The sequence below is a fragment of the Kitasatospora sp. NPDC101155 genome (genome assembly GCF_044768305.1).
GTDB lineage: Bacteria > Actinomycetota > Actinomycetes > Streptomycetales > Streptomycetaceae > Kitasatospora.
In genome coordinates this window covers 40,303-53,874 of record NZ_JBIWPN010000023.1, presented here as the reverse complement: position 1 = coordinate 53,874, position 13,572 = coordinate 40,303, and the positions used below count along the sequence as shown (strand labels likewise).

The following is a 13,572-nucleotide window of genomic DNA, read 5'->3' as shown; positions in this document are numbered from 1 at the left end:
GGGCTTGACTAGGTGGCGTGTCCGGCCTACGGAGGTATCGCTGAGCATGCAGGACCGGTCGACATCGCGTTCCGTGCCCACCAAGCCCGGCGACCCCGGCCTGGACCGGCTGACGACAGTGCTGGGGAGTTGGCGGAACTCGCTGCTCGACATGGGCGGGCGCAACCGATTGCTCAACTTCCGGCACACGAGGTCGTCCACGCTCGAACTGCTGTCCCCGGATGTCTCCGCCGTACTGGCCGGGCTGGCCAAGGGGTGGGACTTCGCGCCGGTCGACGAGGAGGCCGCGGCGGAGGAATCGGCGGTGTGCGTACCAGCCGACGCGATCCCCGGACTGGTCACGCAGAAGGCCACTCAGAGGTCGCTCGACGGCGCACTCCACCAACTGCGCGGCAAGTCCCAGCAGATGTTCAACGACTACGGCCTGTGGGTGCTCTGGCTCGGCGTCGGGATCCTGGACTGGTGTGAGGACGGGGCGAGCGAGACGAGTTCGGCACCCCTGCTGCTCGTTCCCGTCGAACTGCGCCGGGACGGTCGAGGACGGGTCCAGCTCTGGCTGGGGGAGGACCAGGACAGGATCCACAACCCGGCGCTTGCCGTGCGGCTTGAGCGCATGGGCATCGACTGGAGCCCCGTGACCGGCACCGACGTGGGCGATCCGTCCGCCGTGCTGGCCGAGGCTCGGCAGATCGCCGCTGAGCGCGAGGGCTGGCAGGTCGAGGAGCGGCTGGTCCTCGGCCTCTTCGCCTCGTACAAGGAGGCGATGTACCAGGACCTCCAGCAGAACGAGGCCCAGATCTCCGCCCACCCTCTGGTGCGGTCTGTCGCGCTGGGTCCGGACTCCGGCTTGCCCCCCGAACTGATCGACTTCACGCCGGCGGACCTGGACCGAATCGATGAGCTTCAGCTCCCCGAGCGGACGCCGCTGGTCCTGGACGCCGATGCCTCGCAGCGCCAGTGCATCGCCGCCGCCCTGGAGGGTCGTTCATTCGTCATGAGCGGCCCACCCGGTACGGGCAAGAGCCAGACCATCACCAACATGATCGCCGCCCTGATACACGCGGGGCGCAGTGTCCTGTTCGTCAGTGAGAAGGCAGCGGCACTCGACGTGGTGCGCAACCGCCTGCGCGGCGTCGGCCTCGGCGACTTCGTGCTGTCCCTGCACAGCGGCGACACCTCCCGTAAAGCCGTGGCGGTGGAGCTCGCCAGGGTACTGACCACCGAGGCACGGGTGACGGGCGCGGCCGAGTACGAGCTGGACCGGGCCCGGCAACTGCGCGAGGAGCTGTCCGCCTACGCCGCGGCCATGAACCAGACCCGTGGGCCGCTCCAGCGGTCCCTGCACGACGTCCTCGGCCGGTTGGTTCTCCTGGAGCGAGCCGGTACACCGCAGGTGCCGCTGAACGCCGGGAACGTCGGCTCCGTGCGGGCGCTGGAAGCGGGGGCCCTCCAGGCTATGCTGGCCGCCGCCGAGGCCATCGGCCGGGCCTGGCGTCCGGTTGCCGAAGGCGAGTCGTTCGCATGGCGCGGGCTGATCGGGGCGGCGGCGCTGGCCGCCGCGGAGGAGGCCGCCGACGCGCTGACCAGCATCGGTGCGGCCTCCGCGTGCCGGCCGTTCGCGACGACCGTCCCGGAACCGCAGACGTCTGATGCGCTGAACCAGCTTGTTGGGGAGGTGCGAGCTGGTCTGCCGGAGCGGGCTTCCGGCGTCGGCGCCGCTCTGCCTTCCGCATGCTCCGCAGCGCTGGCTCAACTCGCCGGTCTTCTCGGGATGCCCGAGCCGGCCACACCCAGAGCCGCCTTCGCGCTCCTTGAGCTGGCCGATCTCGCCTCCGCGGCACACCGCCCGCCGCGGGAGTGGTTCGACGCCATGACCCTGCGGCAGGCGCGGCAGGCCGAGCAGGCGCTCGACGTCGCGATCACCACGGCGACGCACGCCCGCAGCGTCGCCGAGGACGTTTTCGGGGAGCAGGTCCTCACCGCCACCGAGCTGCCGGAGCTGGTCCGGCGCTTCGCGGAGGAGCACCGCGGTCTGATGGGTCGGTTCTCCGCCCGGTACAAGGCTGATCGGGCGGCCGTGAGCGCGCTCGTCCATGACGGGATCCCGGCCCGGACGGGCATCGGGCGCCTGCCCCAGGCACTGGCCTGGTACTCGGCCTCGGCTGAGGTCGAACGGCTCACCCGGCTCCACGGTGCGCTGTTGGGCCGGTACATGCCCCGTGTGCCGGGCGACCAGCCGGCGCTTCGTGAGGCGCTGGCCACCGCCGCCCGCATCGGTGAGTTGACCCACAGTGTCGAGTACCGGGACCGGTTGGTCGCGCAGCTCGCCGACGGGGCCCAGTCGGGTGAGCTGGCGCGAATCGCGGCCCGGGCCGCCCGGGAGGCGCTCACCGACTGGTGCGAGGCGACGCAGGAACGGGTCACCCGCTGCTCCAAGGCGTTCGCAGCGCTGCTCGGCCTCTTCGACAACTCGCGACAGATCGAACTGTCGCTCCAGTTGTCGAGCTCGCTCGACCAGGCCCGGACGGTGGTGGACGCACTGCTCGCCGACCGCGACGGCCCCGAGGAGTGGCGGGCCTACCAGGACGGCCTCGCCGTGCTGGCACGCCACGGTGCTGATGACCTGGTGGCCAGGACGGCCGAGCGCGGCGGGCTTCCCCGGCAACTGCCCGATGTGGTCGAGCAGGCCGTACTCAAGGTTTGGGCGGACGACGTCCTGTCGACCGATCCCCGGCTCCGCACCACCCGCTCGGCCGACCTAGATGCCAGAGTCGCGGACTTCCGGGATGCCGACCGCCGGCTGGTCGCCGCCGCGGCCGGTGCCGTGATCGAGGCCTGCAACAAGCGGAGGCCGCGGCAGCTGGCGAGTGGAGCGGCCGCAGTGATCGTCCGGCAGGCCGAGCTGAAGACCCGCCACATGCCGGTGCGCGACCTGCTCGGACGGTCGCGCCAGGTCGTTCCCTCGGTCAAGCCGTGCTTCATGATGAGCCCGTTGACCGTCAGCCAGTACCTGCCGGCCGATTACCACTTCGACGTCGTCATCTTCGACGAGGCGTCGCAGGTGCGTCCGGGTGACGCGATCAACTGCATCTACCGCGGCGACTCCCTGGTTGTGGCGGGTGACGCCAAGCAGCTTCCCCCCACCTCGTTCTTCGATTCCTCCGTGGAGGAGGAATCCGACGAATACGACGAGGACGTGCCGGACTCGTTCGAGTCGCTGCTGGACGCCTGCAAGGCCGGTGCCATGCGGGAGCTGCCGCTGCGGTGGCACTACCGCAGCCGGCACGAGGATCTGATCACGTTCAGCAACCGCTCCTTCTACCAGAACTCCATGGTGACGTTCCCCGGAGCCGTGGAGGCGGGAAACGACGTCGGTATCGAGTTCTTCGACGCTCAGGGCCGCTACGACCGGGGCGGCCGTCGCGACAACCGGACGGAGGCCGAGTTCGTCGCCCAGCGCGTGATCCACCACTTCGACACCCGCCCGGGCCGCACTCTCGGCGTGGTCGCGCTCTCCCAGTCCCAGGCGGCGGCGATCGACGAGGCCGTCCAGCAGGCGCGCCTGCGACGACCCGACCTGAACGGCCACTTCACCGAGGACCGACTCGACGGCTTCTTCGTCAAGAATCTCGAATCAGTCCAGGGCGACGAGCGCGATGTGATGATCATGTCGATCGGATACGGGCCGGACGAGCACGGCAAGCCAGTCGGCCTGAACTTCGGTCCGATCAACAAGGACGGTGGCTGGCGGCGTCTGAACGTGGCGGTGACCCGGGCCCGGTACCGGATGGAGGTGGTCGCCTCCTTCCGGGGTTCCCACTTGTCCGACAGCCCGAACCCGAGTGTCCAGCACCTGAAGCGGTACCTTGACTACGCCGAGCACGGTCCGGCTGTCCTCGCCCGCGATCTCGTCCAGGAGCAGGCCGAACCGGACAGCCCGTTCGAGGAGTCCGTTTTGCAGGTCCTGCGCGGCTGGGGCTACCAGGTGCAGCCACAGGTCGGCGTCGCCGGCTACCGGATCGACCTGGGCGTCCGCCGGCCTGACGCTCCTGGTGCGTACGTCCTTGGGATCGAGTGCGACGGCGCGATGTACCACTCTTCTCGGGTGGCACGCGACCGGGACCGCCTGCGTGAGGAGGTGCTTGCAGGGCTGGGCTGGCGGCTGCACCGGATCTGGGGGACGGACTGGTACCGAGGGCGCGCCGCGGCCGAGTCACGGCTGCGCGAGGCGGTGGAGCAGGCCATTGTACTGGCGTCGCTGAACGCGCCGGTTCGGGGGGACCACTCGGCTTCCGGTGTCGCGGCGACCGGTGCGCAGCCGTCGGGCGAGCATCGAACGGAGGGGGCCCGTTCGGACGGTCGGCGACTCGACCACGTTCCCCCGCAACCTCCGGCACCGGTCGAACACGAGCGGGTGCCGGTCGCCGCCCCGGACCGCGAGTGGAGCGTGCCCTACGAGACCTACCAGGTCTCGGTCACCTCGTCGTACGACCTGCACACCCCGGAAGCCCGGCCCGCCGTCGAACGCGTCCTGCTCGCGATCATTGAGCAGGAAGGGCCGATCCACGAGGAGATTCTGGTACAGCGAGTGCGCGAGGCCTGGGGAGTCGGGCGGGCGGCTTCGCGCATCCGGGACAACATCCGTGTCGTGCGCGACCGTTTGGTCCGATCGGGCCGAGCCACGCTGGACGGTGACTTCGTCGACCTGGTGCGCGATGGCGACCCGGCGGCGCGCCATCCAGGGCGCCACGCGGCGCGGAAGCTCGTCCACGTCGCACCCAGGGAACGGTGGCGTGCGTTGGTGGAGCTGGCCAACGAGTGCCCCGGCATGTCCCAGGACGAACTGGTGCGTCAGGCATGCGAGTTCTTCGGCTGGCAGCGGGTGACCAAGGAGACCCGGACCGGCCTGGAGGCCGATATCGCGAACCTGCGTGCGCAGGGCGTCTTCGACGTGACTTCCGGACACATCGCGACCACGGGACAGGGGGCGTGATCAGCTCTCCCGGTAGCGCGCGAAGACCCGGGCCCGCTCCTGCTCCCAAGTCCAGTCCGCTGCCGTGCGGTGGAACGGGGCCCCCTTGGCGAGCTCGAAGAACTGCCCCGCGGGCCTGCCGGTTGCCTTGAGGATCACGATGGCGGAGAGCATGGGATCAAGGCCCTGGCTGTCACTGCGGCAGGCGTCACCGAGCAGGAGGCTGATGATCGGGCCGCGGTAGTGGACGCCATGCCCCTTGGCCTTCAACTCCTCGCTGAGCGACTTGTACCAACCGTCGGAGCGGCCTTCTCGCGCCCAACGCCGGAGAATGTCCACCGTCTCGTCGAGTGCGGCCAGGTACTCGGCGTCGCCCTGCTTCATCCCAACCCCCTGTGTCCGACAACTCGCCTACCCTACAGGCGGCTTCATGATTGACTGCGCGCCATGCGGACAACGATCAAGTCTCCGCGGGGAGTCACCGGCTACGGTGCGGCAAGTGTGCAGGCCGCGCCGGATCTCGCCCGGATCCGGCTCGGCGTGGAACGGACCGAAGCAACGCCGCAAGAGGCCTTCACCGCCGCTCGCGCCGCGATATCCAGCCGTCCGACCTGGACGCCGCCGTGTGGACCGGAGTGGGCACCTTCCTGCGGGCCTTCGGTCCCGCCCGCCGGCGGGCCGGCCGCCGCGGCTGACGCTGAGATGTCCATCCGGCGGCGCGGGGATACGCTGAAAAAGCCCTGCGTAAAGCCAACACATGTCGGGTGGGCATCATGACCGAGATATCACGCAGGAATACCAAGAGCAACGACAAGACGCACCGTCGGATCGCGAGACCCCTGGTGGCGGCTGTGGTCGCCGCGGGGCTCGGCGCGCTCGGCGCCGGGGGCCCGGCGGCCGCACAGTCGCACGGGGTCGCGGCGTCCGCGGTGTCGCAGACGGTCCTGACGGCCGTGCCCAAGGCCCCGGCCGCCGGAGCACAGAAAGTCACCATCGCGAACTTCGCGTTCTCGCCCAGCACACTCACGGTCAGCGCGGGCACCACCGTCACCTGGACCAACACCGACAGCGACACGCACACGGTGACCAGCACCGGTTCCGGCCCGCTCGCCTCCGCGCCGCTGAACCAGGGCGCCTCGTACAGCTACACCTTCACCACGCCCGGGACGTACGCGTACATCTGCTCGATCCACCCCTTCATGCAGGGCACGGTCGTGGTGCAGTAGATCATCGCGAAGGAGGCCGGCTGAGTGGAATGCCGCGCCCGCGGCCACGTCCTGACTCTGTCTGAGATCGCGATTCGGCATCGCGTGCCGGTCGCCGACCGGCGGGGCACGGAGACACCGTTGGAGGCATTCCACCATGTCCGTCGAGCTGAACCACACCATCGTCTTCTCCCGTGACCGTCAGGAGTCCGCCGAGTTCGTGGCCGGCATCCTGGGCCTCGAACTCGGGGCGGCGTGGGGCCCGTTCCTGCCACTCGCCACGGCGAACGGAGTCACCCTCGACTTCGCCACCGCAGATCCCGAGCGCCTCACCCCGCAGCACTACGCTTTCCTGGTCTCGGAGGCGGAGTTCGACGGCATCTTCGCCCGGATCCAGCAGGGAGGCATCGAGTTCTACGCCGACCCGCACATGCAGCGGGTCGGCGAGATCAACCACAACGACGGCGGCCGCGGCGTCTACTTCCGGGACCCGTCCGGCCACGATCTGGAAGTCATCACCAGGCCCTATGGCAGCGGGTCCTGACGCTTCGTCACAGCGTGGGGCCTATCGGGCGGCGGCTCTGGAGCGTGAGGCCTCGATCTCGGCGTAGGCGTCGGCCTTGTTCGCCCAGTGGGAGCCCTCGACGGACTTTCCGGGTTCGAGATCCTTGTAGACCTCGAAGAAGTGGGTGATCTCGTTCAGGTCGTGCCGGGGCATGTCGTCGATGTCCTGCAGACGGGTGAAGCGGGGGTCGTGGGCGGGCACGCAGAGGATCTTCTCGTCCGGCCCCTTCTCATCGGTCATGACGAACATGCCGATGGCGCGGCAGGTGATGCCGCATCCGGGAAAGGTGGGCTCGTCGACGAGGATGAGGGCATCGAGGGGGTCGCCGTCTCCGCCGAGGGTGTCCTCGATGAACCCGTAGTCCGCCGGATAGCGGGTGGCCGTGAACAGCATCCGGTCCAGGCGGATCCGTCCGGCGGCATGGTCCATCTCGTACTTGTTCCGTGAGCCCTGCGGGATCTCGACGATCACCTCGAAGTCCACCTCGAAGTCCATGTCGCTCTCCTTCGCGATCCGTGGCGTCCGACGGCGTCGGCAGCACCATCTTCGAGGGGATCACTCGCCGTCGCATTCCGGGCACGCGATTGCCCTAACCCCCGTGGAGACCTCCGGCCCCCGGGGTTAGCCTCGGTCTGACAGTTCCCGGGCGGCGAATTCGCGCACCTGGCACCCCAGACACGACGTCAAGGAGGACGGAATGGCTGGGATCTTTCCTGTGGGCGCGTCCGTTGCGGCCGCGCCCGTGTTGACCGGGTCGGGCCGGACACTGCTGGTGATCGTCGCAGTGATCGGGGCGGGAGCCCTGATGGTGGCCGGGGCGTTCGCCCGCCAGGTCCTGGCCGCGGACGAGGGCACCGAAACGATGCGGCGGATCGCCGGGGCGGTTCAGGAGGGTGCGAACGCCTACCTGAGGCGTCAGTTCCGCACCCTGGGCGTCTTCGCGGGGGTGGTGCCCTTCGTGCTTCTGCTGCTGCCGGCGGACAACTGGGGGCAGCGGATCGGGCGTTCGGTGTTCTTCCTGGTCGGGGCGGCCTTCTCGGCGACGACGGGGTACATCGGGATGCAGCTCGCCGTGCGCAGCAACGTTCGGGTGGCGGCGGCGGCCCGGGCGGGGACGGCGCCGGTCCCGGCCGCCGAGTCCTGGGAAGGACCGACGGCGGCATCGATCGTGCGAAGGGTGTCGCACCGGGCGATGCGGATCGCCTTCCGTACCGGCGGGGTGGTGGGGATGTTCACCGTGGGGCTGGGCCTCATGGGGGCGGCGACGGTGGTGCTGATCTACCAGGCGAACGCACCGAAGGTGCTGGAGGGCTTCGGCTTCGGTGCGGCGTTGCTGGCGATGTTCATGCGGGTGGGCGGTGGGATCTTCACCAAGGCCGCGGACGTGGGAGCGGACCTGGTGGGCAAGGTCGAGCAGGGAATCCCCGAGGACGATCCCCGCAACGCGGCGACGATCGCCGACAACGTGGGTGACAACGTGGGCGACTGCGCGGGGATGGCGGCCGACCTGTTCGAGTCCTACGCCGTGACCCTGGTCGCCGCGCTGATCCTGGGCAGAGCCGCCTTCGGTGACAACGGGCTGACCTTCCCGCTGGTGGTACCCGCCATCGGGGTGCTCACGGCGGTCCTGGGCATCGAGATGGTCTCCCCGCGGCCCACGGACCGCAGCGGGATGACCGCCATCAACCGCGGCTTCTTCGCCTCCGCCGTGGTGTCCCTCGTCCTGGTGGCCGGCGCGGTCTTCGCGTTCCTCCCGGCCCGCTTCTCCGGTCTGCACGGGGTGTCCGCCGAGATCACCCGGCACGCGGGCAGCCCGCGGGTGTTCGCCCTGGCCGCGGTGGCCATCGGGATCGTGCTGGCCGCCGTCATCCAGCAGCTGACCGGCTACTTCACCGAGACCACCCGCCGCCCGGTACGGGACGTGGGCAAGACCTCGCTGACCGGGCCGGCCACCGTGGTGCTCTCCGGCGTCGCACTCGGCCTGGAAGCGGCCGTCTACTCCGCCGTGGCCATCGGAGCCGCCGTCTACGGTGCCTTCCTGCTCGGCGGCGGCTCGCTGATCCTGTCCCTGTTCGCGGTCGCGCTGGCCGGGACCGGACTGCTGACCACCGTCGGTGTGATCGTCGCGATGGACACCTTCGGCCCGGTCTCCGACAACGCCCAGGGCATCGCGGAGATGTCCGGGGACATCACCGGCGCCGGCGCCCAGGTGCTCACCGAACTGGACGCCGTCGGCAACACCACCAAGGCGATCACCAAGGGCATCGCCATCGCCACCGCGGTGCTCGCCGCCACCGCGCTGTTCGGCTCCTACACCGACACCATCGCGACCGCCGAGGAACAGATCGGCCCGGCCGCCCACGGTTCGAGCCTGAGCCTGGCCATCGACCAGCCCGACAACCTGGTCGGCCTGCTGGCCGGCGCCGCCGTCGTCTTCCTCTTCTCCGGTCTGGCGATCAACGCCGTCTCGCGCTCCGCCGGCTCGGTCGTCTTCGAGGTCCGGCGCCAGTTCCGGACCCGGCCGGGCATCATGGACGGCACCGAGCGGCCCGAGTACGGCCGGGTGGTGGACATCTGCACCCGCGACGCGCTGCGCGAACTGGTCACCCCGGGCCTGCTCGCCGTGCTGACCCCGATCGCCCTCGGCTTCCTGCTCGGCGTCGGCCCACTGGGCTCCTTCCTGGCCGGAGCGATCGGCGCGGGCACCCTGATGGCCGTCTTCCTGGCCACCTCGGGCGGAGCCTGGGACAACGCCAAGAAGCTGGTCGAGGACGGTCACCACGGCGGCAAGGGCAGCCCCGCGCACGAAGCCACCGTCATCGGCGACACCGTGGGCGATCCCTTCAAGGACACCGCCGGACCGGCCATCAACCCGCTTCTGAAGGTGATGAACCTGGTCTCCCTCCTGGTGGCGCCGGCGATCGTCAAACTCAGCTTCGGCCCGCATGCCAACCTGGGCCTCCGGCTGGCCATCGCGCTGCTTGCGCTGGCCGTCGTCGTCCTCGCCGTGTGGATCTCCAAGCGCCGGGGCATCACCGTCGGCGCCGACGAAACGCCCACCGACACCCCCGCACCGGAGGAGCCCGCACCCGTCCGGTGAGGCGCCCGACCGCACCGACCGTGCCTCAGACCTTCGCGCCGTCCTCGGAACGAACGTGCGCCGGAAGGCCGTTGGCGCCGACGATGGTCTGGTCCAGGGCGGCCAGCAGGATGCCGAGCACGATGGTGCCGAAGACGACGTTCCGCTGCCGTACGTCGAGCACCGGCGGGGCGGAGGGCTCGGTCTCGCTGGCGACAGTCATGCCGCCAGCCTCCGGCGGGTACGGGCCGGTCGCGATCCGGTTCGGCCGTACGGGTGAGTGGAGGCCCGCGCCCGCGCCCGGGTGGCGGCGCGGTGCGGGCCGGGCGACGATGGGCCGAGCCGGATCCCCCCGGACACCGGGAAGGGGCTCCCAAATGATCGCCCAGTCCTCCCGCAACGCCGTGAACCCCGAGCCGCCCGGCGCCTCCGCCGCCGGCGGGCGGGCCGAGGCACGGCGCTGGCAGGCGCTCACGGTCTGCCTGGTCGCCGGGTTCATGACCCTGCTGGACGTCAGCATCGTGAACGTCGCCCTGCCGACCGTGCGGGCCGGGCTGCACATGTCCGACAGCGGCCTGCAGTGGGTGCTCAGCGGCTACGCGCTCGCCTTCGGCCTGGTGCTCGTCCCGGCCGGGCGGCTCGGCGACGCCCGCAGCCGACGGGCCGTCTTCCTGGCCGGGCTCGCCCTGTTCACCGCGGCCAGTGCCCTGGCCGGGGCGGCGCAGAACCAGGAGTGGCTGGTGCTGGCCCGGCTGTTCCAGGGCGCGGCCGGCGGTGTGCTGGTGCCGCAGGTGTCCGGCTTCATCCAGATCCTGTTCCAGGGCGCCGACCGTGGCCGGGCCTTCGGTGCGCTCGGCGCGACCATCGGGCTGTCCACCGCCGTCGGACCGCTGCTCGGCGGCCTGCTGATCCACCTGTTCGGCCCGCAGGACGGCTGGCGCTGGGTGTTCCTGGTCAACCTGCCGATCGGCGCCGCCGCGCTGCCGATCGGCTACCGGCTGCTCCCGGCCCCCGGCCCGACCGCAGGAGGGGCCGGGCACCGTGACTTCGACCCGGTCGGCGTGCTGCTGCTCGGCGCCGGGACGGTCGCGCTGCTGCTGCCCTTCGTCCAGGCGCAGCAGTGGCACGGTTCGGTGCGCTGGCTGCTGCTCCCGCTGGCGGCGGTGCTGCTGGCGGCCTTCGTCGGCTGGGAGCGGCACTACGCGCGGCGGTGCGAGCCCTTGGTGAGCATGGCGCTGTTCGCGGTGCGCCCGTACGCGGCGGGGGTGCTGCTGTCGCTGGTGTACTTCGCCGGGTTCACCGCGATCTTCTTCATCTTCACGCTCTACCTCCAGGTGGGCCTGCACTACTCGGCGCTGACGGCGGGCCTGGCGGTCACCCCCTTCGCGCTCGGCTCGGGGGTTTCGGCGGCGGTCGGCGGCCGGCTGGTGAGCCGGCTCGGGCGGCGGCTGGTGGTGGCGGGGCTGCTGCTGGTGCTGCTCGGCCTGCTGGCCTCGGCCCTGGCGGTGCAGCTGTGGTCGGGCCCCTTGGTGGGCTGGGCGACGGTCGGCCCGCTGCTGGTCGCCGGGGTGGGCAGCGGCCTGGTGATCTCTCCGAACCAGACCCTCACCCTCCAGTACGTCCCGCTCGCCCGCGCGGGCAGCGCGGGCGGTGTGCTGCAGACCGCCCAGCGGGTCGGCTCGGCGGTCGGCATCGGGGTGGTCGGCTCGGTCTTCTTCGCCCACGCCGGCGGCCGCCACCCGGACTGGGCGCTGGCCTTCCAACTGGGCGTCGCGGTGGCGGGGGGCCTGATCCTGATGGCACTGCTGGTGGCGCTGGCGGACGAGGTGGCGGGCCGGCGGGCGTAGGGCCTGACCCGGCTGTGTCGTGACGGCGAGGTTCGACCGGGCGGCGGCCGCGCGGTCAGTGGTCCCGGCGCTGGATCACCACCGCCGCGATGACCACCGAGGCGAGCGACCACACCGCGTAGGTGGTCCAGGAGCCCGCGACCGTGGCCGGGTAGTCGGTGGGCCGCGTGCCCGCCAGGGTGATGCGGGCCAGCCGCTGCCAGGCGGCGAAGGGCAGGGCGTGCAGCACGTCGGCCGTCCAGCGGTAGCGCTCGGTCACGAAGGACGGCAGGAAGAACAGCACCACCACGGTGCCCACCACCGACCCCGCGCTGTGCCGGATCAGGGTGCCGAGGCAGAGCCCGACCAGCGCGCACACCGGGGCGAACAGCGCGGCCGCCGCCACGTACCGCAGGGCTGTCGGGTCGGTGATGGACTGCCCGATGCCCCGGTCGGCCAGGATCGCCTGGGTGAGGCCGAAGGAGACGCCCGCAGTGACCACGCCGAAGCCGAGCATCACCGCGGTCAGCACGCCCGCCTTCGCGAGCAGCACCGACCGGCGGTCGGGTACGGCGGCCAGCGTGGTGCGGATCAGCCCGGTCGCGTACTCGCCCGCGATGACGGTCGCGCCGAGGCCGCCCGCGATCAGCATCAGGATGTCGGCGGAGCCGGTGTGGAAGGAGTTGTTCAGTGCGACCTGGGCCATCACCGCCGGGTCGCCGTCGCCGGGCGCGTAGTGGTCGTGGGTGTACTGGGCGGCCTTGAGGTTGGCGGCGATGATGACGAGCGTGCCGAGGCCGAGCACCCAGGGGATCGAGCGCAGGGAGCGGAACTTGAGCCACTCGGCGCCGAGCAGGTCGCCGAAACGGGGGCGGGGGAGGGGAGTTGCGGTGCTCAACGGGGCTCTCCGGCGAGGTACTCGACGCTGTCGGCGGTCAGTTCCATGAAGGCCTCCTCCAGGGAGGCGCCGCGGGCGGTCAGGGCGTACAGCAACAGGCGCTGCTCCAGGGCGAGTTCGCCGATCCGTTCGGCGTCCAGGCCGGTCACGCCCAGGGTGCCGTCCGGGCCGGGCCGCACGGTGGCGCCGGCGGCGCGCAGTACCGCGGCCAGCCGGTCGGCTTCGGCGGCCCGGACGGTGACTCCGGCCCGGCCCGCGCGGGCGGCGAACTCGGTGAGGCTCTCGTCGGCGATCAGCCGGCCGCGGCCGATCACCACCAGGTGGTCGGCGGTGTGCTCCATCTCGGCCATCATGTGGCTGGAGACGAACACCGTCCGCCCCTCCGTGGCGAGTCGGCGGAACAGTCGCCGCACCCAGAGCACGCCCTCCGGGTCGAGTCCGTTGAGCGGTTCGTCGAAGAGCAGCACGGGCGGGTCGCCGAGCAGCGCGCCGGCGATGCCGAGGCGCTGCTTCATGCCCAGCGAGTAGCCGCCGATCCGCCGCCCGGCGGCCTCGGAGAGCCCGACCTCGGCCAGCACCTCCTCGACCCGCGCGGCCGGGATCGCGTTGCTGCGGGCCAGCGCCAGCAGATGGGCCGCCCCGGTGCGCCCGCCGTGCACGTCGCCCGCGTCCAGCAGAGCGCCGACCTCGCGCAGCCCGCGCGGCAGGCCGCGGAAGGCCCGGCCGCCGACGGTGGCGGTGCCGGAGGTGGGGTCGTTGAGGCCGAGGATCAGCCGCAGGGTGGTGGACTTGCCCGCGCCGTTGGGGCCGAGGAAGCCGGTGACCCGGCCGGGGCGGACGGTGAAGGTGAGGCGGTCGACGGCGGTCCGGCGGCCGTAGCGCTTCGTCAGCTCGGTGACTTCGATCATGGGCACCACGGTGCCGGGGGAGGCCCTTCCGCCACATCGGACCGGTGTCGACACCGCAGGTCACCCCCGGCCGTACAACCACGGTTGGATGACGGTGCCCGCCCGCCTGGCTACGATCT

General features: G+C 71.2%; 10 protein-coding genes. 5 read left to right on the top strand and 5 right to left on the bottom strand.

Annotated elements, in window-relative coordinates; all coding sequences use genetic code 11:
- The first annotated feature begins 73 nt into the window (after positions 1–73).
- Positions 74–4,993 carry a DUF3320 domain-containing protein gene (locus ACIRYZ_RS28790; RefSeq protein ID WP_402949565.1) on the top strand — a complete coding sequence of 1,640 codons (4,920 nt, stop codon included), beginning with the start codon at positions 74–76 and terminating at the stop codon, positions 4,991–4,993.
- Here the strand turns inward: ACIRYZ_RS28790 and ACIRYZ_RS28785 are convergent, their stop codons facing one another.
- On the bottom strand, positions 4,994–5,356 hold the full coding sequence (locus tag ACIRYZ_RS28785) for a hypothetical protein (RefSeq protein ID WP_402949563.1): 363 nt from the start codon (positions 5,354–5,356) through the stop codon (positions 4,994–4,996).
- A 389-nt stretch (positions 5,357–5,745) separates the two neighbouring features.
- Here ACIRYZ_RS28785 and ACIRYZ_RS28780 point away from each other — a divergent pair, with 389 nt between their 5' ends.
- Complete coding sequence (locus tag ACIRYZ_RS28780; protein WP_402949560.1) at positions 5,746–6,198, top strand: cupredoxin domain-containing protein; 453 nt, start codon at positions 5,746–5,748, stop codon at positions 6,196–6,198.
- A gap of 136 nt (positions 6,199–6,334) precedes the next feature.
- Positions 6,335–6,721 carry a VOC family protein gene (locus tag ACIRYZ_RS28775; protein ID WP_402949557.1) on the top strand — a complete coding sequence of 129 codons (387 nt, stop codon included), beginning with the start codon at positions 6,335–6,337 and terminating at the stop codon, positions 6,719–6,721.
- Positions 6,722–6,742: 21 nt separating this feature from the next.
- On the opposite strand, the gene ACIRYZ_RS28770 is transcribed toward ACIRYZ_RS28775, so the two are convergent.
- The gene (locus ACIRYZ_RS28770) at positions 6,743–7,225 is read right to left on the bottom strand and encodes an inorganic diphosphatase (protein ID WP_393037463.1); all 483 of its coding nucleotides are present in this window, start codon (positions 7,223–7,225) and stop codon (positions 6,743–6,745) included.
- Between the two features lie 214 nt (positions 7,226–7,439).
- On the opposite strand from ACIRYZ_RS28770, the gene ACIRYZ_RS28765 reads away from it, so the two are divergent.
- The gene (locus ACIRYZ_RS28765; RefSeq protein WP_402949554.1) at positions 7,440–9,842 is read left to right on the top strand and encodes a sodium-translocating pyrophosphatase; all 2,403 of its coding nucleotides are present in this window, start codon (positions 7,440–7,442) and stop codon (positions 9,840–9,842) included.
- A gap of 25 nt (positions 9,843–9,867) precedes the next feature.
- Here ACIRYZ_RS28765 and ACIRYZ_RS28760 read toward each other — a convergent pair whose 3' ends face one another.
- On the bottom strand, positions 9,868–10,044 hold the full coding sequence (locus ACIRYZ_RS28760; protein WP_402949719.1) for a hypothetical protein: 177 nt from the start codon (positions 10,042–10,044) through the stop codon (positions 9,868–9,870).
- A gap of 154 nt (positions 10,045–10,198) precedes the next feature.
- Here ACIRYZ_RS28760 and ACIRYZ_RS28755 point away from each other — a divergent pair, with 154 nt between their 5' ends.
- Positions 10,199–11,668: an MFS transporter gene (locus ACIRYZ_RS28755; protein ID WP_402949551.1), complete on the top strand. Its 1,470-nt coding sequence runs from the start codon at positions 10,199–10,201 to the stop codon at positions 11,666–11,668.
- Between the two features lie 55 nt (positions 11,669–11,723).
- Here ACIRYZ_RS28755 and ACIRYZ_RS28750 read toward each other — a convergent pair whose 3' ends face one another.
- A complete protein-coding gene (locus ACIRYZ_RS28750) occupies positions 11,724–12,545 on the bottom strand; it encodes an ABC transporter permease (RefSeq protein ID WP_402949549.1) in 822 nt (273 codons plus the stop codon).
- Complete coding sequence (locus tag ACIRYZ_RS28745) at positions 12,542–13,453, bottom strand: ABC transporter ATP-binding protein (RefSeq protein ID WP_402949546.1); 912 nt, start codon at positions 13,451–13,453, stop codon at positions 12,542–12,544. The genes ACIRYZ_RS28750 and ACIRYZ_RS28745 overlap by 4 nt, the downstream gene beginning before the upstream one ends.
- Positions 13,454–13,572 lie beyond the last annotated feature (119 nt).

What these genes read in the sequence shown, in the direction of transcription:
- ACIRYZ_RS28785 (WP_402949563.1), bottom strand. Translation starts at nt 5,356, where the DNA reads ATGAAGCAGGGCGACGCCGAGTACCTGGCCGCACTCGACGAGACGGTG.
- ACIRYZ_RS28780 (WP_402949560.1), top strand. Translation starts at nt 5,746, where the DNA reads ATGACCGAGATATCACGCAGGAATACCAAGAGCAACGACAAGACGCAC.
- ACIRYZ_RS28775 (WP_402949557.1), top strand. Translation starts at nt 6,335, where the DNA reads ATGTCCGTCGAGCTGAACCACACCATCGTCTTCTCCCGTGACCGTCAG.
- ACIRYZ_RS28765 (WP_402949554.1), top strand. Translation starts at nt 7,440, where the DNA reads ATGGCTGGGATCTTTCCTGTGGGCGCGTCCGTTGCGGCCGCGCCCGTG.
- ACIRYZ_RS28760 (WP_402949719.1), bottom strand. Translation starts at nt 10,044, where the DNA reads ATGACTGTCGCCAGCGAGACCGAGCCCTCCGCCCCGCCGGTGCTCGAC.
- ACIRYZ_RS28755 (WP_402949551.1), top strand. Translation starts at nt 10,199, where the DNA reads ATGATCGCCCAGTCCTCCCGCAACGCCGTGAACCCCGAGCCGCCCGGC.
- ACIRYZ_RS28745 (WP_402949546.1), bottom strand. Translation starts at nt 13,453, where the DNA reads ATGATCGAAGTCACCGAGCTGACGAAGCGCTACGGCCGCCGGACCGCC.